This window comes from Pirellulales bacterium, assembly GCA_019694455.1.
Taxonomy (GTDB): Bacteria; Planctomycetota; Planctomycetia; order Pirellulales; family JAEUIK01; genus JAIBBY01.
This window is the reverse complement of the sequence record JAIBBY010000024.1, coordinates 36,828-59,111: the sequence shown is the minus strand read 5'-3', so window position 1 is coordinate 59,111 and position 22,284 is coordinate 36,828. Positions and strand designations below refer to the sequence as shown.

The window sequence follows — 22,284 nt, the reverse complement described above, 5'->3', positions numbered from 1 at the left end:
TGGCCAGGAGTTCGCCTTCCATGATTGCTTCGCTCGCGCGTTTGGTCGGCGCGCTGTTGGGTCTGACGCTCGTGGCCGCGATCGGCGGCGGCGCTTGGTTGGGCTATCAGGCCTTTTACGCCAAAGACCTGGCCATGCAGCGCAAAGAGGCCGAACTGGCCGAGCAGCGGGCGCTGGTTGCCCGGCTGGAGGAGGACAACCGCGCCAAGCAGCAGCGCATCGAGCGATTGGAAACGGCGATGCGGCTCTTGAAGATCGACCACCGCGTGGCCTATATCGACGTGCTGGATCAACAGCGCCAACCGGGGGGCGACGACGTGCGCACCACCGTTCGCTATGTCGAGGTGGACGACGACGGAAACGAACTGGCGCCGCCGCGCGAATTGACCGTCGACGGCGACGTGCTGTACGTGGACTACTGGGTGATTAAATTCGACGACGAGTTGGTCGAGCAGGGCGATCCGCTGCGCGGCGCGTCGATTTGCCTATTGCGGCGGCTGTTTGGCGAACATCAGCAACCGAGCGAGGGATTTGCCGTCGATGCCGAGGGTACCCGTCCGGTCGTGTATGGGCGCGGCGAAGCGAGCGAATTTCAGCGCGAGCTGTGGGAGAATTTTTGGGAGTACGCCACGAATCCGGCCACGGCCCAGGCGGCCGGGGTGCGCGCCGCCCACGGCGAGGCACCGTACACCAAACTGGTGCCGGGTCAGCGGTACAAGATCGAGCTACGCGCGTCGGGTGGGCTGTCGATCGAGCCGGAGGACGACCGCCAGCGACAACCGTGACTAGACCGATTCGGCGGGGACGGCGTCGGGCGGCTGAAACTTGAAGTTCTTGCTCTGGCTGAAGAACTCCAGCGGATTCTCGTACACCACCTTGCGAATCAGCGCCTCGGAGTGGCCACGGAGGCGCATCGCGAGGATGAAGTCGGGCACGGCGGTCGGTTTCGATGGTCCCCAGTCGCCGGCGGAGTTCACCAGCAGCCGTTCGGGACCGTACATTTCGACCATGTCGCAGGCGCGCTCGGGGGTGCATTTGGAGACGGGATACAGGGTCATGCCCGCCCAGTAGCCTTGTTCGAGCACGGTGCGAATGGTGTGCTCCTCCACATGATCGACGCACACGCGCTGGCGTTCTAGCTCGCCGAAATCGGCCAGCATGTCGAGGATCATGCGCGTGCCGGGGTATTTGTCTTCCAGGTGGGGGGTGTGGATCAAAATCTGCTCGTCGAGCCGCGCGGCCAGGTCGACGTGCTCCATGAAGATAACCGACTCGTTGCGGGTGTTCTTGTTCAGGCCGATCTCGCCGATGCCGAGCACGCCAGGACGATTGAGGTACTCGGGGATCATGGCGATCACCTCGCGCGAGAGGCGCACGTTCTCGGCCTCTTTGGCGTTGATGCAAATCCAAGTGTAATGCTGCACGCGATACCAGCCGGCGCGTTTGGGCTCGAACTCGGTGAGCTGGCGGAAATAATCGCGAAAACCGTCGGCGCTGCCGCGGTCGAAGCCGGCCCAAAACGCGGGCTCGCTGACGCCGACGCAGCCCATCTTGGCCAAGGTTTCGTAGTCGTCGGTGACGCGCGAGACCATGTGAATGTGCGGGTCGAAGTAGTACATGGTTTATGCTCCGCGCCCGGTGGAGTGGTTGCCCGCGGCCGCCAGGTTGAATTTTTGCTTCCAGGCGGCGTCGTACGGCAGCGAGAAAGTGAGCTGCACGGCCTCGGCGCGACCCGATTGACTGGAGAGCAGGATTTCGACCGCGCGGCGAATTGCGGCCAGCCGGGGGTCGTCGCGATCGGCGCCGTCGGCGCGATCGATACGATCCAACTGCGCGGCGACCGCCAGCAGGCGGGCGCGAATGTCCAGATACTCGCGATCCAATATTTCTTGTCGGTCCATACGATCCTTGGCGCGCCGCGGCTGACCTAGAGTTGTCGTGGGGATGGCCGGCTTTTGATGCCGCGAGCGGGGCTTGCGCGGCGGTCCCATGGCTTCAGTTTCGTCGGCATTCCCCGCGAAATCAAGCAACGGCGCCGGCGAGCGCCGCCCCCGAGAGATCGGCCCCGTGTCGGACGGATTGCAAAAGACCTTCGAATTCTTGACGAGCGCGAGCGACGAGTGGGCCGCGCCGCTGTTGGCGGCCGCGCTCGATTCGCCAAGCGAGGCGATCCGCGACGGGGCCTTGCGAACGATGTTGCGACGGCGCAGCGGCAGCGGACAACGAGAGATCTTGCGCCGACTGCACATCTTGGGGCCGCGCGCGCGGCGCGTTTTGGAAGAGGAGCAAGGCAGTTTGGCGTTGGCCCTGCGCGACGCGGTGCTGGGCCCCGACCTGCAAACTTTCGTCAACGCCTGTCACGAGATCTTGCGGAACCACGAGTTCGCCTCGATTGGCACGCTGATCACCGCGCTGGAGGACCCGGCGCATCCCAACCCTGAGTTGGCGGCCCGCACCTTGGCGGCGCTGTGCGAGCAGTTGTACGACGAACTGCACCGCAACCACAGGGCGCTGGCCAACCCCGAGTTGCTCCGCATCCGCAGCCTGGAAAGCCTGGAGGCCTCGGTGCGCCGCTTTGGCCTGCACCGGCGGCGCGAAGTGGTGGAGTCGTACCTGCGATTGGCCGATCGGGAGACGGCTGGCCTGTTGGAGATATTGGGCGATCCGCACAACGGCGCCTATCTGGCGGTTTGCGATGTGCTGTCGCGGAATCAGCATCCTGGCATTTTGCGGTTGGTGGTGAGCTTTTTGGACGCGCCGCTGCCGCCGTCGGGCGCGCTCGTGATCTTGGGGCGGCGCGCCGATCCCGAGTTCCTGCGGACACTGCTCAATCAGGTGGCCCAACACGAGTGGACGCCGTTTGAGCGCAACGTGCGGCGCATCGAGGCGTTTGCTTGGGTCTATTGCGACCAAGGCGTGCTGGGCACGCTGAGCGACGCCGCGCAACTGGCGGCGCTGCGGATGGTGCTGGCCTCGCGCATGAAGCGCCAGCAGGCGTTTCGACTGGTGGCGTACCTGTTGTGCCATGGACAGCTAGCAGCCCGCCGCGCGGCGGCGCGCGCATTGGCCGATTTCGCCGGCGCCGAGGCGAACGCGCTGGCGATCGAGGCGCTGGGCGATGTCGACGCCGAGGTGCAGTCGATCCTCATTGCGCAGTTGCGCTCGCGCGGCGTGCCGGGCGCGTTGCAGCAACTGATCGATCGCTTGAACAGCCCACACGCGCTGGTGCGCGCGGCGGCGCGCGAATCGTTGAGCGAGTTCAGTTTTGACCGCTACCTGAGTCTGTACGACAGCCTGACCCCGGAAACCCGCGCCAGCACGGGCGAACTGGTGCGGCAGGTCGACGACGAAGCGGCGTCGCGGTTGCACGAAGAACTGCGTTCGCCGGTGCGCGCGCGCCGCCTACGAGCGTTGGCCGCGGCGGAATCGCTGGGACTGCTGGCCGAAGTGGAATCGTCGGTGGTGGCGCTATTGGCGGACAGCGACGGCTTCACACGCGCCGAGGCGGCGCGGCGACTGGCGCGCGTCGGCACGCCGAGCGCGCGGGCGGCCTTGGAAGTGGCGAGCGTCGATGCGACGCCGATGGTGAAAGAGGCGGCCTTGCAGGCGTTGGCGGGGCAAACAGGTGAGGAACGCGCCGCGCCATTTGTCGTCCCTGCCAACTTGGGCGCGCCACTGGACAGTCAACTTCCGATGGAGGCCGCATCATGAGCTTGCTGGCGGCCTTGTATCCGTGGCAATCGGCAATGAGCCGGGTGAGCGGCGATCACTCGGCGCCGGGCGCTAGCAGCGCCGCGGCGCTCTTCGCGGTGTTGACGGTCGCCGGTTTGATCCTGGCGGGGCTGGGCTGGCTGGTGTTTGGCTATGTGCAACAGCGGCGACGCCACAGTACACGAGGGTTGTTTTTGGCGCTATGCCAGTTGCACGGCCTGGGGGCTCCGCAGCGCCGAGTATTGCAAGAGTTGGCCCGGCAGGGGGACTTGAACGAGCCAGCGCACTTGTTCCTAGCGCCAGAGCGCTTCGACGCGCGGCAATTGCCGGCCGACTTCGCGGCGCGCCACGGGGCGGAACTGCGCGCCCTGCAGGCGCGGCTGTTTCCGTAGCAAGCAGCTATCCATCGGGTGAAGCAAGCATCGGGGCTATCTTCACCCCGCTCCGCCCGCGCAACTTGAGCCGCTACTTCGAACCCGCGTCGTCGAAGGCGCTACTGGTGGGATGCTTGGTTTCGGCCTCGCGCGGATAGCGCTTACGGAAGTGATCGGTCGTGATGCCCGACGAGGTACGCACGCCGCCATCGGGGATGGGGGCGGTGAAGTCGCGATGTTGATCGCTGCCGAAGCGAAGCACCTTGTTGGTGTTCTTCCAGCCGATGTGATCGAGGAACTTGGACATGGGCAGGACTTCGACCCCCAGTTCTTGCGCGCGGGCTTTGATGGCGCCGAGTTTGGAGACGATGTTTTCTTTTTCGTCGCCGACCACGAGAAAGCGAGTTTCAATGGTCATGGCGCCGGTCTCATTGCCTTGGTCGTCGAGCTCGGCGTCGATGATGCCGCCATTCATGCTGACCAGTTCTTGGATGATCTGGCGGTCGCTGTGGTCGTCGCCGTCGATGTCGAAGAAGCCGGCCAGGGCAAAGCGCTCGGGGCGCCCAGGCTGCCAGAGGGGGCTGTAGATTTCGTCGCCGGTGACGATGGGATCGTCGGTTTTGTCTTCGAGGATGCGGGCCTCCGCCAGGTGCGGGCCCAGCACGCGGGTGACCTCAATGGCGCCCTTGCGCTTGGCGCGGGCCACGCCGTTGTTGTCGAGGCCATAGACGCTAAAGGTCACCTGGCGGCGGAGGGCGTCGGCCTGGCCGACGTTGATCCACACCACGCCGGTGTGTTGATCGATCTTGCGGATGCGACCATCGGCCACGCCCGGCGTCTCGCCGCGCAGTTCGGCGATTTGTTCGTTGCGTTTCTTGATTTCCTGGTTTTTGAAGTTGACGTCCTGCTTGGATTTGGACACATGCTGGTCAAACTCTTGCTGCGTGGAGGTGAGCAGTGTCTTGGTCTTTTGCGATTCTTGATGGGCCGCGTCGCGCTGCTGTTCGAGTCCGGCGCGGGCCTCGTCGTACTTGGATCGCATGTCGGCCAGTTCGGTGCGGGTCTTGTCCAACTCAGCGCGATGTTCGGCGATTTGTTTGTCTTTGGCGGCCTCGCGCGCTTCGTTGCGGTCTTTGAGGCTTTGGACCTCTTCGTGCGAAACGCGGAGGTTGTTCTGCGCGTCGCCCAAGGAAGCGGCGGTTTGCTCCAGCGCGGCTCGATAGTTGCGCTGCGCCTGCGGCAGCGTGGCGGCGAAGCGCTCCCAATCGGCGCCGGCCGCCTTCTCGATCTCGGCGGTGCTGGTCGACTGCTCAAAGCCCATCCATTGCTTGAGCTTGTCGATGTCTTCGCCGGCGGTGCGCAGCGCTTGCTGCGAGTTTTGGTTGTCCGCCTTGTCTTTCTCTGACTGGGCGAACACCGTCTTGTACTTATTGAAGAAGACGAACATGCCGACCGTGGTCATGATCCAGAGGATCAAAAGAGACACCACGGCGATTTGATAGCCTTGATTCTCGCGGCGAGCCATCGTTGCGTGTTCCGAACTATGCCAAGTGGGAAGGCGGTTTCATTCGCGGGCCCAAACGGGGCGGACCCTAGCCCGATTTTAGACAAGATCGCGACTGGCGGCGTGTGGCGACCGCCAAGATGAGCCGAAGGGCGGGGGTTGAGGAAAAGGCCACCCGGGCGATAGGCCGCCAGCGTCTGGGGGCGTCTGGTTCCATGCTAGATGGGGCGAACTGGCGGGTCAACGAAAAAGAAAACCATGTCCACGGCAAGAGTTAGCTTCGCCCAGGCGATGCAATCGGCGCGAACGGCAAATTCGGATTTCGGCGGTAGTTTGCTTGCGAAGGACCGGCGGCGCCGTAGATTGAACCCTGGCGCGCCCGCCGACCAGTTACGCAGCGTTACTGCGGTCACCTTCGCAAACCAATTGGCCGGCGGCGGTATCGCGCCCATCTCATCTTCAGTCAACCGAAGGATCGAGGCGCCATGAGTGTTGTAGGAGTGTTGCCCGTGGCGGACGTGCAGATCACCCCGGTGCGCACCGCGGGGGAGATGAGGCAATTCATCGACCTGCCGTGGCGGCTTTATGAGGGAGAGCCGAATTGGGCGCCGCCGCTGAAGAGCGAGGTGCGCCATCTGCTCGATCGCGAGCGCCACCCGTTTTGGCAATTCTCGGAGCGCGAACTGTTTCTCGCGATGCGCGGTAATCAAGCGGTGGGCCGCATCGTGGCGCATGTCGATCGCAACTACAACGAGTTTCACAACGAGCGGATGGGGGCGTGGGGGTTTTTTGAATCGATCGACGACCAGCGTGTGGCCAGCAGCTTGTTCGGCGCGGCGGAGCAGTGGGCGCGCGATCGCGGCATGGACTTTTTGCGCGGGCCGTTGAACCCGTCGACCAACTACGAAATTGGCATGTTGATCGACGGCTACCAATATCCCCCTTGCGTCATGATGCCGTACAACCCGCGCTACTACGTGGATTTGGCCGAGAACCACGGCCTGGTGAAGGAAAAAGACCTGATCTCGTTATTGCTGGAACCGCAGAACGCGCCGGCGGAGCGCGTGGGCCGATTGGCGGCGCGCATCCGCCGGAACAACAACATTTCGATTCGCGCGGCGAAGAAGAAAGATTTTCATAGCGAGTTGGCGCTGATCAAAGAGATTTATCACGCCACATGGTCGAAGAGTTGGGGATTCGTCCCAATGACCGACGCCGAGATGGACCAGATGGGCGAGACGCTACTGCGGATCATCGACCCCGACCTGGTGCTATTTGTTTACTTCCATGGCGAGCCGGTGGGCATTTGCGTCATCATCCCCGACATCAATCCGCTGCTGAAGCGCTTCAACGGCAAGGTCGGCGTGCTGGGGCTGCTCACTTATTGGCGCTACCGCCACGAGGTTTGCGGGCTGCGGGCGATCCTGTTTGGCTTCAAGCAAGAGGCGCAGAAGGTGGGCTTGCCGCTGGTGGTGTTCGACCACTTGAACCACTTGTTGCGCGAGAAGAAGCATTACAAGTATCTGGAGCTGGGCTGGAACCTGGAAGACAACGAAAACATCAACCGCTTCGACGCCGAGATCGGCGGCCGACCGTACAAGCGCTATCGCATCTTCCGCAAAGATCTGTAAGCGCCAGCCGTGCGCCACAGAAAATCAAAAGCCCTGGGAAGCGACCCTCCCAGGGCTTTTTTAGTCGGTTGATTGACCGCTGAACGCGCAAGCGGCGCTGCGCTTACAGCGTCCAGCCAGAGCGATACTCGGTGCGGACGTACTGGGCCGCCTCGGGGCAATTGGTGGCCTCGAGCTTTTCGGCGTCCCAGAGAATCTTCTTGCCGACGCGCAGCGCCACGTTGCCGAGCAAGATGGCCTCGGTCATGTTGGCGGCGTAGTCGAAGTTCGACATGGCGGGCGGACCTCCCTTGCAGGCCGCAATGAACTCTTGCATGTGGCCGTTGTCGCCATCGTCGGCCAGGCGCGGCAAGCTGGGCTCGGGCGCCTTGTAGTCCTTGAAGTCGGCCTCCGGCAACAATTGATGCGCGGCGCCGTAGTCGTTTGGCGAGAAGAACACCCCTTTCTCGCCGACGAGCAACAGCCCACTGTCGGAGAGCTTATGCCCGTGCGACAGCTCGGCCGGCGGCAGGTTGCTCTTGTCGTACCAGAACATGGTGACCGCCTGTCGATCGCCGCTGGCGGGAAACTCGAAGCGAATCTTGCTCTGCTTGGGTGGCGAGACATCGGTGCCGGAGCCATCGCTTTCGGCCTCGATGCTGGTGGGCTGGGTCAGCTTGAGGGCCATGAACGCCAGGTTGGCGGTATGGCAGGCCATGTCGCCGAGCGCGCCGGTGCCAAAATCCCAGAAACCGCGCCACGAGAAGGGAACGTAGCGCTTGCTATACGCCTGCTCTGGCGCGGGGCCGAGCCACAGATTCCAATCGACATGCGCCGGCACTTGATCGGCCGGCGGCCGCTCGACGCCTTGCGGCCAGATAGGGCGATTCGTCCAAACGTGAATCTCCTTCACCGGGCCGATGGCGCCCGACTGCAATACCTCGACACCTTGGCGGAAGCCGCTGCTGGCCGTCCCTTGGTTGCCCATCTGGGTGGCCACCTTGTACTCGCGAGCCAGGTCGCGCAGGGTGCGGGCTTCGTAGACGGTATGGGTGAGCGGCTTCTGGCAGTAGACATGCTTGCCGAGTCGAATGGCCATGGCCGCGGCTGGCGCATGGGTGTGATCGGGCGTGCTCACCACCACGGCGTCGATCGACTTCTCTTTTTCGAGCATCTCGCGAAAGTCTTTGTAGCGTTTGGCATCGGGGAACTTTTTGAACGACGCCGCGCCGCGATGATCGTCGACGTCGCAAAGCGCGACGATGTTTTGCGAGCCGGCGTGCTCGGTATCGCTCTGACCTTTGCCGCCGCAACCGACCACGGCGATGTTGAGTTTTTCATTGGCCGATCGGCTCAACGCGGGGGTCGTGCCGCCAGCGACGAAGTAACCAGCGCCGGCCAGCGCGCTGGCCTTGAGAAAATCGCGACGAGGTTGTCGACTCACAGATGGGCTCCTTTCGATATTCCGTGGCAATGCGGCGGGGCGTCCCGCCGCTAAGATGTAGCGTGACGTCGGTGAGACAGGATGGCGCGCCGCATGGCGCGATGCAAGCCTTTGGGTCGCGCGGCGAACCAACGGCGGGCGTCAAATATTTCTCAAAATTGGCGACATTTTGTTGCGAACCCCCCAAGAAGCGTTACGTACAAATACGGGTGTTGGGAACGAACAGAGAGGGAGGAGAATGTAATGGAACGGGCGACGTTCGCGGCGGGCTGTTTTTGGGGAGTTGAGGCGGCGTTTCGAAGCGTGCCGGGCGTGCTGAGCACGGCCGTAGGCTACACCGGGGGCGACCTCAAAGACCCCACCTACGAGCAAGTGTGCGGCGATGACACGGGCCACGCCGAGGCGGTGGACGTGGAGTACGATCCGGCGCATGTCAGCTACGGGCAGTTGCTGGATGTGTTTTGGGCCAGCCACGATCCGACGCAGCTCAATCGGCAGGGGCCAGACTACGGATCGCAGTACCGCTCGGCGATTTTTTATCACAGCGATGCGCAGCGCCTGGCGGCGCAGACCGCCAAGAGCGCGCTGGACGCCAGTGGCAAATTGCGCCGCGCGGTGGTCACCGAGATCGCGCCGGCCTGCGAATTTTGGCGGGCCGAGGAATACCACCAGCAGTATTTGGAAAAGCGCGGCATGGCCAGTTGCCATGTGCGCTAGCGCAGGGCGCGCAGGCGACAATTGGCAAGCTGGGGGGTTGCGCGGCGCTTAGTTCGTGCCAGGCGCCAACCAGTTGAGTGGTCGGCGAGTGACGGCTGGCGTGGCGGGAGTAACGGGGCGCTGCGCCACCGTCCTGGTGGGCGGTTGCGGCAAACCGCTGTCGGCCAGCGATGTGGTCCCGCCGGCGCTTTGTCGCTCTTGCTCCAGCGCCAATTGACGCAGCAGTTCGGGCGAGGCGCGATCGAGCACCACGATCTGGCTGCGGCCGTGCGGATCTTGCGGATCCCGGATCACGCAGACCAGTTCGGCGCCTTGGTGTTGGGCCAGCGCGGCTTGCTCGTGCGGGCCCAGCGGCGATGCGCTGCTGGTGAGCGGCATGCCCGCCGGGATGGCGCGCGGCATGCGATCGGGCATTTGCGGCGAGCGGATATCGACCAGCTCTCCGAGCGGCGCGATGCCGGGCTGCGACTGCTGCGCGAGCGCGGCCCCACGATTTTGATAGACGGCGCTCAAGCCTTCGTGATCGAGCAGTTGATGCACGGAGGCGACGGCGGCAAACAGACCTTCGTCGTCGCTGGGGTCGGCGGCGTTGCAAACGCCGATCACCAGCCCATCGGCGTTGAACAGGCCGCCACCGCTGCGCCCCTGTACTGGCTGGCCGGCGACTTCGACGTTGGGCGGACCAAGGTACTTGTCGATGGAGGCGACGTGACTGATTCGCGCCGAGGCGTCGGCCCCGTTGTCGCAGCCGACGCTGACGACCGGATCGCCGCGCTGGACTCGGTGGCCGGCTGGCGCCACCTGGGCGACGCGCACCGGCACGCCGGGCCGAAAGCTGACGAGTCCCACGTCGGGCAGATCGTTGCCGTCGAAGTAACCGACGACTTGCCCTTCTAGTCCTTGCGGCGCGCCGGGGCCGAACAGATCGACCGTGATGCGCCCCTTGCCTTTTGAGTCACGAAAGATGTGCCCGCAGGTCAGGACCAGCGCCTGGTCGCCCCGCACATCGACGATGGTGCCGCTGCCAAAGGAGTTGCCGGTGGCGTCTTCGATCTTCAGCCGCACGCTGGATGCGACGAGTTGTTGCGGATCGACGCGCAAGGCGCTGGCATTGGGCGCGGTGGGCGCCGCCGGCGCGGCGTGCGGCGCGGCCAACGGAGCGGCGGCCGTCTGCTGTGGCAAAGCCAGCGACGGGGCCGGTTGCGCCGCCGGACGCACGGGCGATGCGCCGCCACCGGGCAGAAAATCGTCGAGACGCCGATGGCCGAGGCCAGCGGGGTTGGCGGTCGGCGGCGGGGGAAGCGTGGCCAGGCTGGGCGGCTGTTGTGCTACGGGCGCGCCGTTGTCGATGGCGCCCGCCGGCCCAACGCCCCCCTTGGCCAGCATGCGTTTGAGGCTGTCGATGCTGGCGGCGCCTTCCATGCGGTCGACTTCGCGGCCATCGACCAGCAGGACGAAGCAGGGAATGCCGGTCACGCGATATTGCGCGGCGAGCTGTTTATCGTGATCGATGTTGACCTTGCGGACTGGGTAGCCGAGTCCGCCAAGCTGATCGACCACCGGGCCCATCTGTTGGCAAGGGCCACACCAGTCGGCATAGAAATCAAGCAAGACGGTGTCGCCCGCGCCAAGCGTGGCGAGGGCGACCAAGGCCGCTGGCAGCGAGATCATGCTTCCCTCCTTGGAAGTGGTATCGGCAACCATCGTGGTTGCCGGTTCCCGCGGGCGGTCGACTGGCGCAACCGTCACCCGCGGGGGACGATTGGACAGTCAGCGGGGCCGACCGAGGGTTTGTCTGTCGAGCGCTGGGGCGCCTGGCGACGGCGGATTGCAGGGTGCGCTGGGCGCCGTCGCCAAAAACTTTCGGGTCAAAAGTGGGCGGCATCTTGGTCGAGGGGTGCAAATCTTACAATCCCAAATGGCCCGCAAGCGGCGTGTTTTTCTGGTTCGATTGGCGACCCGCGCCCGCCGTGCAATCGTTTGACATCAACTACTTGCGCGCTGGCGATCTCGACGCGAGACGGCAAAACAAGCAGCGCGGCGGCCGGGAAGGAGCAGATGCCGTGCCGCGCGCGGCAAGCGGTGTCAGCGCGGTGAGGCCGATTCGCTACAATTTGCGGTTTGTGTTCGTGCCGCGAAGCGTGCGGGATTCCAATGCCTGCGCTGCTGGCGCCGCGAGTGGCGAACGAATCCGAGAACTTGATTGTCCGCCATTAGACTGCTCATCAGGGAAGCAATATGCCAGTTGGCAAGTTCTATCTCACGACCGCGATTGATTACCCCAACAGCCGGCCGCATATCGGCACCGCCTTCGAAAAGATCGGCGCCGACGTGCAGGCCCGCTATCGGCGGCAGCAGGGGCTCGACGTTCGCTTTCTGATGGGCAACGACGAGAACACCATCAAGGTGGTCGAGCGGGCGGAGCAACTGGGCCAGTCGCCCAAGCCGTATGTCGACGACATGGCGCGCCAGTTCAAGGAAGTTTGGGGGGCGCTGGACATCTCGCTCGACGACTTCATCCAGACTAGCGAGGAGCGGCACCGCATCGGCTGTCAAAAGTTCATCCAGCGGGTGTACGACGCGGGAGACATCTACAAGAAGAACTACCAGGCGCTGTACTGCGAAGGTTGCGAGGAGTTCAAGACCGAGAGTTCGTTGACCGCCGAGGGACGCTGCGCGAACCATCCCAACCGCGCGCTCAAGCGAGTGGAGGAGGAGAACTACTTCTTTCGCTTGTCGAAGTATGGCGAGCGACTGTTGGCGCTGTACGACGAGCGGCCCGATTTCATTCAGCCGGAGTCGCGGCGCAACGAGATCGTGAGCTTGGTGCGCGGCGGTCTGGAAGACGTGTCGATCAGCCGGCGCAACTTCACCTGGGGGATCGACGTGCCGTGGGACGCCGAGCACAAGATTTATGTGTGGTTCGACGCGCTACTCAACTACATCACCGGCGTGGGGTATGGAACCGACGAGGCGTTGTTCAACCGCTACTGGCCGGCCGACATGCACTTTATCGGCAAGGACATCACGCGGTTTCACTGCGCGCTGTGGCCCGCCATGTTGTGGAGCGCGGGGGTCGAGTTGCCGCGCAAGGTATTCGCCCACGGCTTTGTGTACATCAAGAACGAGGCCACCGACGAGGCGCAAAAGATCTCCAAATCGCTGGGCAACGTGATCGAGCCGATGGACATTGTGCGCGAGTTTTCGAGCGACGCCTTTCGCTACTACTTCATGCGGGAGTGCCCGTTTGGCGGCGATGGCGAATTCAGCTTCGCGCGGTTCGCCGCCAGCTACAACAGCGACCTGGCCAACAACCTGGGCAACCTGTTCAGCCGCACGTTGTCGATGGCGCAGCGTTACTTCGATGGCCGACTGGCGGGCTCGCGCGAGATAGCGCCGGACGAAGTGTTTCGGAGCGTCAACCTGGGCGACGTGGCGCGTGGCGTGGCGGCCGACATCGAAAGCTGCCGTTACTCGGCGGCGCTGGAGACCATTTGGCGCGAGGTGCTCGACAGCGGCAATCGCTACATCGAGGAGACGCGGCCGTGGCTGCTGGCGAACCCCGCCAAGCCGGAACACGACATGGAGGCGTGCCGGCGCGTGCTGGTCAATCTGGCCGAGGCGCTGCGCGTGGCCGCGATTTTGATTCGGCCGTTTCTGCCGCGCGCGGCGGAAACGATCTACGCGGGCTTTAATTTTGCGGCGCCATGGAGCGAGGCCAACTACACTCAGATCGCCAATCGGCCCGTGGCGAGCGACGATCTGCGCGTGACGGCGCCGCTTTCCGCCGATGGCAAGGTGGCGCCGCTATTTCCCAAGATCGAACCGGCGAAGAAGTAGCAGCCGGCTCATGTAGAACCAGAACAAGACCATGCCTAGAAGCTCAACACGACTTCTGCAGTTCGTTGTTGTGCTCATCGGCATCGGCGCGCTGGTCTTTTTGCTTGGGGAGCCGCACATCGAGGGCAGGAACCAACAAGCGACGCCGTTTGAAATCTATTTCAACGACCCGTTCCTGGCGTATGCGTATGCCGCCTCCAGCGCGTTTTTCGTGGCGCTCTATCAGGCATTTCAGGTGTTAGGGCACGCCGGGCAGAACAGGCTTTTCTCGCCAGAAGTCGTGAACGCCTTTCGCACGATAAAATACTGCGCGATCGCCAGTGTTGGCTTCGTTGCGGGCAGCGTGGTTTTCATGCCGTTTGGCGACCCGGACGACCGGCCGCAGGGAATTGTTATGCGCCTCGTTGTGACCGTCGCTTGGATCGTGGTCGGCGTGGCCGCCGCGAAGTGTGAACGGGCGTTTCGAAACGCCACCCCTTGGCAAGCGCGGTGACCGTTACTTCGTCGTCACGCCCAGTTCGCGCACCAGGAAGGCCAATATGTCGGCGGCCTCCTCGATCAACTTGGCGGTTGGCTTGCCAGCGCCGTGACCGGCCTTGGTGTCGATGCGGATCAAGACCGGCTCGGGCCCTCCTTGGGCGGCCTGCAGCGCCGCGGCGAACTTGAAGCTGTGCGCCGGCACCACGCGATCGTCGTGGTCGGCGGTTGTGATGAGCGTGGCGGGGTAGCGCTCGCCGGGCTTGATGTTGTGCAGCGGCGAATAGGCGCGCAGCGCGGCGAACTCTTCGGGATTTTCGGCGGAGCCGTAGTCCGACACCCAGGCCCAGCCGATGGTGAACTTGTGGAAGCGGAGCATATCGAGCACGCCGACGCCGGGCAGCGTGGCGCCAAACAGATCGGGGCGCTGCGTGAGGCAAGCGCCGACGAGCAGGCCGCCGTTCGAGCGGCCGCTGATGGCCAACCGGTCGCGGGTGGTGTAGCCCTCGGCGATCAGATACTCGGCCGCGGCGATGAAGTCGTCGAAGACGTTTTGCTTGTTGAGCTTCATGCCGGCCTCGTGCCACTGGCGGCCATATTCGCCGCCACCGCGCAGGCTGGGGACAGCGAAGATGCCTCCTTGTTCCATCCAGACCAGATTGGAGACCGAAAAGCTCGGTGTGAGCGAGATGTTGAAGCCGCCATAACCATAGAGCAAGGTGGGCGTTTGGCCGGCCTTCTCCAGGCCGCGCTTGTGGCTGATGAACATCGGCACGCGCGTGCCGTCCTTGCTTTGGTAGAAGACCTGGCTGGTGACGTAATCTTCTGGATTGAAGGCGAGTTGGGGCCGATGCACAAGCTGGCTGGCGCCGCGATCGAAGTCGTAGCGGTAAATGGCGGCTGGCGTGTTGAAGCTGGTGTAGGCGTAGAACGTCTCTCGGTCGGCGCGCTGGCCGGTGAAGCCGGTGGCCGTGCCGATGCCCGGCAGGTCCAGCTCGCGCTCGAGTTGGCCATTGATGTCGAACAGCTTGATTTGGCTGTGGGCGTCGCGCAGGTAGGCCGCGACGAAGCGATCTCCCACCAGACTAACTCCTTCCAGCACCTCGGCCGCCTCGGGGATGACCTCGCGCCAACTGTCGCGGGCCGGTCGATTGAGGTCGATTTCGATCACGCGGTAGCGCGGGGCGTCGAGGTCGGTGAGAAACCAGAAACGCGTGGCTTCGTTGCCGAGATACAGATACTGCGCGTCGAATTCCTTGAGCAGTTCGATCACCTGCCCTTGATAGTCGGGGCCTTGTTGGCCGGTGAAGCCGGCGAGCGGTAGGTAGAAGAGGTCGTTCTTGCGGGCGGTGCCGCGGTTAACGCTGATCACCAGGTACTGGCCATCGTCGCTCACCTGCCCGGAGAAGCCCCATTCTTTTTCATCGCGCCGTTGGTAAATCAGCGGATCGTCGGACTGCGGAGTGCCGAGGCGATGGTAGTACAGCTTTTGATGGAAGTTGGCGCCGACGAACTTGTTTTCCTCGTCGGGCTGGTCGTAGCGGCTGTAGAAGAAGCCGGCGTTGTCCTTGGTCCAGGAAGCGTCGGAGAACTTGACCCACTCGACGAGGTCGGGGGTGTCTTCGGCGGTGTCGACGCTGCGCACCTTCCAGGTTTGCCAATCGGAGCCGGCGCTGGAAAGCCCGTAGGCGAGCCATTTGCCGTCGTCGGAGAGGGCATAACCCGAGAGGGCCACCGTGCCATCGGCCGAGAGCGTGTTGGGGTCCAACAGTTCGCGGACTTGTTGCAATTGGCCGTCGGGACTCAGATGCTCGGCAACGTAGAGCACGCTCTGGTTCTGCAGGCCGTCGTTTTTGGAGAACAGGTAGCGTCCGCCGCGCTCGACCGGCACGCCGTAGCGTTCAAAATCCCACAGTTCGGTGAGCCGCGCGCGCAGCGCGTCGCGCTGCGGAATTTGCTCCAGATAATGATGCGTGATCTGGTTCTCGGCCTCGATCCACTCGCGCGTTTCCGGGCTGTCTGGGTCTTCGAGCCAGCGATAGGGGTCGGCGACGGCCACGCCGTGGTAGTGATCGACCTGATCGGCGCGGCGCGCTTGGGGATAGTCAAGCGGGCTGGGGGTTTGGGCTCGCGCGCTGGAGATGACGCACATACCAACAACGATCCTTGCTAGCGCGAAGCGCGATTGCCGCATGATGATTGGTCCTTGGAGCAATGGATAAACTCTCGACTGCCCGACGCACACGAATTCTAGTGGCCGCCGGGGCGGGGAGGGAACCGGCCTAGTTGGTCCGCTGCTGGAGCGCGGGGGCCACGCGCTGGGCGACCAGCCGCGCCAGTTCCTGGCAGCCCGCCTCGCTCAAGTGGTAATCGTCGTAGAAGTAGGCGCCTTCGCCGCTCATGCTGGTCGCCGCGTCGACGAGCGGGGTACCGGATTCCTGGGCCACGGCGATCAGTCGCAGGTTGAAGCGGTCGATGTTCTCACGCAGATTTCGTGGCAATAGCTGCTTCCACTTGCGCGGCGCGGGCGTCACGCGGCCCAGCGCCAACCGCTGCTGGAGAATCGGGTTGAGAAAGTCGTCCCACAGCGTGGGCTGCGTGACCAGGACCAACGACACACCTCGCGACTGGGCCGTGGCCACCAACTGGCGCAGCCGCGCGGCATAGGCGTCGAGCGCGGCGGGGATGTTGTAGCCGGGCGGCGGCGCAAACTCGCGTGAGCGGCGCTTGGCCGTGTAATTGCGGCCATCGAAGTCGACCACCAGCCCCTTGCGCAGTCGCACGTTCCAGATTTCCTTGACCAGACTCAAGGCTCGCGTGTCGATCCACCACGGCGGTGGCGCGGCGCCCGCATCGAGGCCCAGCAACGTGCGGACCAGATCGCCCACCCCGACCAAGACGACCACGCAATCGACTTCTTCGACTAGCGGTGACTCGCGGAGAAAGCGCAGGTGCTGACCGCTGGCGTACTCGCTAACGGCGGCGGCGCCGGTCCACACGGGTCGCTGCAACTGTTGCGACAGGTCGGCGCCCAATTGGGCAGGCCACGCTTCATCGTCGTCGAGAAAGAGGCACTCGGTCGTGCTGCCGCCCAGGCACAAGACGCGCAGCGCCTTGTCGCGCGCGGGCCAGGCGGCGCCGCGCACGCCTTGCGCGTTGATGGCGCTGGTCGCGCCCCCCGTCACGCCCGGAAAGGAAGTGTAGTCGGGATCGAACTGGAAACGGGCGAGCGGCGGCCGCAGGTGGAACGGCGCGGTGGGGAGCCAAAAGCGGAGGGCCGCATCGCCGATGGCCGCCGCCACGAGAGTCGTCGTACTGGCCAGCCATAATTGGCCGGCCCGGCGCGCCAACCAGCGGCGATAGCCGGCAAACACCAGCGGCAGGGCTAGTGCCACTACGGCCGCCGCGAACAAATATGGCAGCTTGCCGAACGTGCCCTCGCTGGCGGCGGACCAGCCGCGCGCGCGAGCCAGCGCGGTGTCGGCAAGCAACAAGAGCGGCAGCAGCGCCAATCCCAAATACCCCACCAGCGCGCGGCGAAACAGCGGTGGCCCAGCGGCGACCAATGTCGCGGGCGCGGATGGCTGCGTCAGGGTCCGACTCACACGGGTCTCCGGGTAGTCCGCGCTAGGCCAAAAGGTCGTGCATCACGTTGCCATACACGTCGGTCAAGCGATAGTCGCGACCACCGTGGCGAAACGTCAGTTGCGTATGATCGATCCCCAATAGGTGCAGAATCGTCGCATGCAGATCATGCACATGCACCGGATTTTCGACCGCGTGGTAGCCGTATTCGTCGGTGGCGCCGTACACCAGCCCGCGCTGCGCGCCGCCGCCGGCCAGCCACATAGTGAAGCCAAAGGGGTTGTGTTCGCGACCGGGATCTTTGCCTTCTTGAAATTCCGCCGTGGCGGTGCGGCCAAACTCGCCTCCCCAGATCACCAGCGTTTCGTCGAGCAGGCCCCGCGCTTTCAAGTCTTTGAGCAACCCGGCAATGGGTTTGTCGGTCGCCTGGCAATTGTAGGTCAGGCCAACCTTGAGGTTGCTGTGCTGGTCCCAACGATCGGCCTCGGGGACCACGGGGGCGATCAAATTGATGAACCGCACACCTTTTTCCACCATCTTGCGGGCGAGCAGACACTCGATGCCAAACGCGCGGGTGGCCGCGTCGTCGATGCCGTACAGCGATTGCGTGGCCGCGCTCTCGTCGCTGTAGTCGATCAGCTTGGGCAGCGAGCTTTGCAGTCGATAGGCCATTTCGTAATTGGCGACACTGCTCTCCAGCTCGCTGCTGGCGCCAAGTTCACTGGCGGCGAATTGATTGAGTCGCGCTAGCACCGGCAATTTCGCTTTTTGCAACGCGTCGGTGGCTTCCCAGCGCTGGATGTCTCCAAACGGCTGTTTGTCGAGCGGAGAAAACAGCGTGCATTGATGCTTGGCCGGTAAGAAGCCATTGCCGAGCGAGCCGACCCCCACATGCGGCAACTCGCCACCGTGCATGACGACGTAGCCGGGCAAGTCGCTGGCCTCGCTGCCCAAGGCGTAATGGATCCACGAGCCCATGCTGGGCCGTCCGGAAAGAGCGCTGCCGGTGGCCATCATCAGCGTGGCCGAACCATGCTCCACATTGTCGGCCACCATGGAGCGGATGATGGTCATATCGTCGACGCAGGTGGCCACGTGCGGAAACAACTCGCTCACGTCGGCGCCGCACTGGCCATAGCGCTGAAACTTGAAAGGGGACTTGAGCACCGTGTTGCTGGCCAGCCGATTGACGATTTTGATCTTGATAGGCTGCCCATGCTCGCGCGTCAGTCGCGGCTTGGGATCGAAGGTGTCCATCTGCGACGGGCCGCCGTCCATGAACAAGAAGATGACGCTCTTGGCCTTTTTGCGCGGGGCGTGCGCCAGCGGCGCCGGCGCGGCGGCGGGACGATCGCAGCCCGACATCAGGCTCAGTAGCGCCAGCCCGCCGAAGCCGTGCGCCCACTCGAAGAGCAATTTGCGGCGATGGAAGGTGTCTTGCTCAAACATAAATTTGCGGCGGGGTTAACGAACGAAGATGAACTCGCCGAGGTTGAACACCAGGTGGCAAAAGTCGATCCAGGCGTCGCGCTCGGCGGCGGCCGATCCGGCGGCCACCTGGCGGGCGGTTTGGTCGGCAACGAAGGCGAGCGCCGTGGCGCGCTCCTCCTCCATTGGCAGTCGGCCCAAAGCCCGCTCGTATACCTGATCCACGCGCTCGGCGGGAGACAACGAAGTGGCATGCAGGCTGGCTCCCCAGCGCTGAGCCTCCGCGGCGACCAGCGAGTCGTTGAGCAAGTTCAACGATTGGAGGGGAGTGATCGAAACAGCCCGCTGGCCAACGCAGCCTGATGGCTCGGGGAAATCGAAGACTTCGAGCATCTTGGGGACGAAGTTGCGGCGCACCTCTAGGTAGATGGTTCGCCGCGGCGTCTGCTCGGCGGCGGTGTGCGTGGGCGCAACGTAGGTGCGTCGCGCGTCGTTCTCGATGCGCGGCGCCAAGCTGACGCTGGGTCCGCCGACTTCGAGCCGCAGCGCGCCGGTGGAAGCGAAGATCGCGTCGCGCACACATTCGGCCTCCAGCCGGCGAATGGGCATGTGGCTGAGCCAACGATTGTCGGGATCGCGCTCGCGCGCCGCGGCGCTGGCGGCGCTCGACTGTTGATAGGCGCTCGACAACAGCAACTCGCGATGCAACGACTTCAGCGACCAGCCCGATGCGATGAATCGAGTCGCCAGATAGTCGAGCAGTTCCGGATGCGTGGGAGGCTCGCCGCGATGGCCAAAGTCGTCGGGCGTGGCCACGATGCCGCGGCCAAAATGCCGCTGCCAAACGCGATTGACGATCACGCGCGGCGTGAGCGGATTGTCAGCGGCCGACATCCATGCGGCGAGTTCGCGTCGGCCACTGCCGGAAGCGACCGCGGGGCCTGGGCCAGATACCGCCAGCAGATAGCCGCGCGGCGCCATGGCGCCGGGTCGATGCGCGTCGCCGCGCAGGTGGATCGTCGCATCGCGCGGCTCGGCCTCGGCGCTGGTGATCGCCAGCGCTGACGCCTCGACCTCGGCTGACAACTTCTGATGCCGCTCGCGAAGCCGGGCAAGTTGGGCGCGATCCGCCTCTGGCAGGGACGCCTCGGCGTCGGTCAGCGAACCCAGCAACGAATTGTCGGATAGCGCCCAGGCCAGCAACTCGTTGCGCTCCGAATACTCAAAACCTTCGCGCGTCCAGCGCAAGGCGGCGGGCTCGGGTTGCCCCTCGGGCGCGGCGAGGTAGCGGTCGAGTTCACTGCGCCATTCGGTCAAGGCGTTGACGATCGCGGTTTGGTAACCCGTGGCCAAGTCGATTGACTGGCGGCAGGCGGGATCGGTCAAGACGCGCAGCACGGCGTCATTGACCATCAGCGCATCGGGGGCCGCGCCGCTATCGGGTCCGGGATCGATCAGGCAAAAATGGTCGGCCATGATGTGCCCCCACTCGTCCTGCGCGTCGTCGACCAATTCGACGCAAACTTCGCGCCCCTTGAATGGCATGAGCGAAAAAACCTGGGGACGGAACACATGGTCGTTCTCGCCGGTGTAGGTGCTGCCATCGTCTTGATGCAACACCTGGCTGTGAATGATGAGATTGACGCAGGCGCGTTCCGGGTGATTGCCGCCGGCCAGGAGGAACGCCAGCGACAAGTTGGGGCGATCGACTTTGATGCGCGGGCTGAGCATCGTGCCGGTGAAGGCGTCGCTGCCGGCGTGACTAGAGGCGAAGCCTTTGCCCGCGTAGCCCTGTGCGCCATACGGCTGGCCAAGCTCGGGGCCGCTAGCGAAAGCGGCGCCCGCGACGGTCCAGCCGTCGAAGCCAGCGGAGTTTTCGAACTCGAAGAGGGGGGTGATTTTCGGCGGATTGGCGGGGCGCTGGGCGCGATGGAGCAAGGCGTCTTTGCGATAGCCAAAGACATCATCGGCGCACAATCCCACGCGGGTCCAACTGCCCAACAGCGCATCGGGCTGCGCGGCGGCCTTGGCGAATTCCTCGATCCAGCGCTCGAGCCGCTCGGCGTCGAGCTTGTAGGCGGCGGCGACTTCCGGGATGGGCTTCTTTTTGTCGAACGTGGCCAGAATCAACTCGCGCGTGGCCATGAGATAGTCGCGCACGCGGCGCGCTTCGGCCAGTCGCCGCTCAAATTCGTCTCGGCCACGGCGGGCTTTTTCCAAGAGCGCGTCGATGGCCGCTTGATTCTCGTCAAGCGCCGCCGCGAGTTCGGCCTGGCGACTTTGCACCTGCGGCGTGTCGACGCACGATTGCACGTTGGTCGAGCTGAGGATCACGCCCGCCAGAGAGTAATAGTCAGCCGCCTTGATGGGATCGAACTTATGGTCGTGGCAGCGGGCACAGCCCGTGCTGAGGCCCAGGAAAGCCTTGCCGAGCACATCGATCTGGTCTTCCAACTCGTCGGCCTGCGTGGTGGGCCAATCGGTGGTGTAATTGTGAATCTCTTGAAACCACAATGACGCGGTGGCTTGCGGCGACAGGACGAGCTTGCCGTCGGCGCTGGCGCGCGGATCGGGGAGCAGATCGCCCGCCAAGTGCTCCTGGACGAGCCGATTGAAGGGGAGGTCGGAGTTGAACGCCTCGATCAAATAGTCGCGATAGCGCCAAGCGTTGACCTTTTCTCGATTGCGCTCGTAGCCGTTGGTCTCGGCGTAGCGCATCAGGTCCATCCAGTGTCGCGCCCAGCGTTCGCCATAGTGGGGCGAAGCGAGCAGACGATCGACAACCGTCGCCAGGGCCGTGGGAGATTCGTCGGCCAAAAAGGCGGCAATCTCTTCTGGAGTTGGCGGCAGTCCGACAAGGTCGAAAGTGAGTCGCCGCAGCAGCGTGCGCTTGTCGGCCGGCGCCGCTGGCTCAAGTTGCTCTTGCTCCAATCGCGCCAGCACGAAGCGATCGATCGGCGACTGTGGCCAGGCCGTGTTCTTCACGTCTGGCACGGGGTGATCTTGAATTGGCCTGAGGGACCAGAGGTCTTCCTTGTCGCCAGACAGGTCGGCGGCGATTTCAGCATCGGACGGCCACGGCGCACCGAGCGACACCCAGCGCGATAGGGCGTCGATCTCTTCGTGAGAGAGCTTCGTCTCGGGGGGCATTTGCAGGTCCCCCTCGTGCCGGACGGCGGCGAGCAGCAGACTCTGGTCCGGTTGGCCCGGCACGACGGCAGGGCCGGTTTGCCCACCGCGCAGCATGTTCTCTCGACTGTTGAGCTGGAGTCCCCCTTCGCTTTCGGCGCCCTTGTTGTGGCACTCCAGACAGGAGCGATGCAGCAACGGTCGAATGCGCGACTCGAACAGTTCCAGCCCGGCTGCCTCATTGGGTTCGGCGCCTGCCGCGACTGGCGCGAGCGCGAGCAGCAACGCGACCGAAAGGGGCGCGCCGGCGCGAGCAAATCGTCGCCAGTGTGCAATCGACACGTGTGACCGTGGAGCAAGACGCGTTGCGGGTTGAAGCGAGGCATTGCCCGCGACCGGCAGCGTGGCGCCGGCGGAGACTACCAATCGAATGTAAGCAACAACCCAAGCACAGGCAAGCAGTTA

At 64.1% G+C, this 22,284-nt stretch carries 16 protein-coding genes; 7 read left to right on the top strand and 9 right to left on the bottom strand.

The annotated features are described in order from the left end of the window. Positions 1–20: 20 nt before the first annotated feature. The gene (locus tag K1X71_11655) at positions 21–785 is read left to right on the top strand and encodes a hypothetical protein (GenBank protein MBX7073793.1); all 765 of its coding nucleotides are present in this window, start codon (positions 21–23) and stop codon (positions 783–785) included. Here K1X71_11655 and K1X71_11650 read toward each other — a convergent pair whose 3' ends face one another. Together K1X71_11650 and K1X71_11645 are read right to left on the bottom strand one after the other, a co-directional pair. Beyond that, positions 786–1,619 carry a TatD family hydrolase gene (locus K1X71_11650; protein MBX7073792.1) on the bottom strand — a complete coding sequence of 278 codons (834 nt, stop codon included), beginning with the start codon at positions 1,617–1,619 and terminating at the stop codon, positions 786–788. 3 nt (positions 1,620–1,622) lie between these two features. After that, on the bottom strand, positions 1,623–1,901 hold the full coding sequence (locus tag K1X71_11645; GenBank protein ID MBX7073791.1) for a hypothetical protein: 279 nt from the start codon (positions 1,899–1,901) through the stop codon (positions 1,623–1,625). A 166-nt stretch (positions 1,902–2,067) separates the two neighbouring features. On the opposite strand from K1X71_11645, the gene K1X71_11640 reads away from it, so the two are divergent. Both K1X71_11640 and K1X71_11635 read left to right on the top strand, forming a co-directional pair. Continuing rightward, positions 2,068–3,711 carry a hypothetical protein gene (locus K1X71_11640; protein MBX7073790.1) on the top strand — a complete coding sequence of 548 codons (1,644 nt, stop codon included), beginning with the start codon at positions 2,068–2,070 and terminating at the stop codon, positions 3,709–3,711. Next, complete coding sequence (locus K1X71_11635) at positions 3,708–4,103, top strand: hypothetical protein (GenBank protein MBX7073789.1); 396 nt, start codon at positions 3,708–3,710, stop codon at positions 4,101–4,103. Before K1X71_11640 ends, K1X71_11635 begins: the two co-directional genes overlap by 4 nt. A 73-nt stretch (positions 4,104–4,176) precedes the next feature. Here K1X71_11635 and K1X71_11630 read toward each other — a convergent pair whose 3' ends face one another. Beyond that, entirely contained in the window at positions 4,177–5,610 is a 1,434-nt protein-coding gene (locus K1X71_11630; protein MBX7073788.1) for a hypothetical protein, read from the bottom strand. A 464-nt stretch (positions 5,611–6,074) separates the two neighbouring features. On the opposite strand from K1X71_11630, the gene K1X71_11625 reads away from it, so the two are divergent. Beyond that, positions 6,075–7,220, top strand: coding sequence for a hypothetical protein (locus K1X71_11625; protein MBX7073787.1), 1,146 nt, complete (start codon positions 6,075–6,077; stop codon positions 7,218–7,220). Positions 7,221–7,323: 103 nt separating this feature from the next. Here the strand turns inward: K1X71_11625 and K1X71_11620 are convergent, their stop codons facing one another. Then, positions 7,324–8,643 carry a Gfo/Idh/MocA family oxidoreductase gene (locus K1X71_11620; protein MBX7073786.1) on the bottom strand — a complete coding sequence of 440 codons (1,320 nt, stop codon included), beginning with the start codon at positions 8,641–8,643 and terminating at the stop codon, positions 7,324–7,326. 243 nt (positions 8,644–8,886) lie between these two features. Here K1X71_11620 and msrA point away from each other — a divergent pair, with 243 nt between their 5' ends. After that, positions 8,887–9,360 (top strand): peptide-methionine (S)-S-oxide reductase MsrA, encoded by a 474-nt coding sequence (gene msrA, locus K1X71_11615; GenBank protein ID MBX7073785.1) that lies wholly within the window; start codon positions 8,887–8,889, stop codon positions 9,358–9,360. 48 nt (positions 9,361–9,408) lie between these two features. On the opposite strand, the gene K1X71_11610 is transcribed toward msrA, so the two are convergent. Then, complete coding sequence (locus K1X71_11610) at positions 9,409–11,031, bottom strand: trypsin-like peptidase domain-containing protein (GenBank protein ID MBX7073784.1); 1,623 nt, start codon at positions 11,029–11,031, stop codon at positions 9,409–9,411. Positions 11,032–11,598: 567 nt separating this feature from the next. Here K1X71_11610 and metG point away from each other — a divergent pair. Both metG and K1X71_11600 read left to right on the top strand, forming a co-directional pair. After that, a complete protein-coding gene (metG, locus tag K1X71_11605) occupies positions 11,599–13,200 on the top strand; it encodes a methionine--tRNA ligase (GenBank protein MBX7073783.1) in 1,602 nt (533 codons plus the stop codon). Between the two features lie 70 nt (positions 13,201–13,270). Next, entirely contained in the window at positions 13,271–13,693 is a 423-nt protein-coding gene (locus K1X71_11600) for a DUF2975 domain-containing protein (protein MBX7073782.1), read from the top strand. A gap of 3 nt (positions 13,694–13,696) precedes the next feature. On the opposite strand, the gene K1X71_11595 is transcribed toward K1X71_11600, so the two are convergent. The 4 genes from K1X71_11595 to K1X71_11580 form a co-directional block, all read right to left on the bottom strand. Next, on the bottom strand, positions 13,697–15,871 hold the full coding sequence (locus tag K1X71_11595) for a prolyl oligopeptidase family serine peptidase (GenBank protein ID MBX7073781.1): 2,175 nt from the start codon (positions 15,869–15,871) through the stop codon (positions 13,697–13,699). Positions 15,872–15,959: 88 nt separating this feature from the next. Further along, a complete protein-coding gene (locus K1X71_11590; GenBank protein MBX7073780.1) occupies positions 15,960–17,282 on the bottom strand; it encodes a hypothetical protein in 1,323 nt (440 codons plus the stop codon). 22 nt (positions 17,283–17,304) lie between these two features. Beyond that, positions 17,305–18,711, bottom strand: a complete 1,407-nt coding sequence (locus K1X71_11585; protein MBX7073779.1) for a DUF1501 domain-containing protein — start codon at positions 18,709–18,711, stop codon at positions 17,305–17,307. Between the two features lie 15 nt (positions 18,712–18,726). Beyond that, positions 18,727–22,161 carry a PSD1 and planctomycete cytochrome C domain-containing protein gene (locus K1X71_11580; GenBank protein MBX7073778.1) on the bottom strand — a complete coding sequence of 1,145 codons (3,435 nt, stop codon included), beginning with the start codon at positions 22,159–22,161 and terminating at the stop codon, positions 18,727–18,729. Positions 22,162–22,284 lie beyond the last annotated feature (123 nt).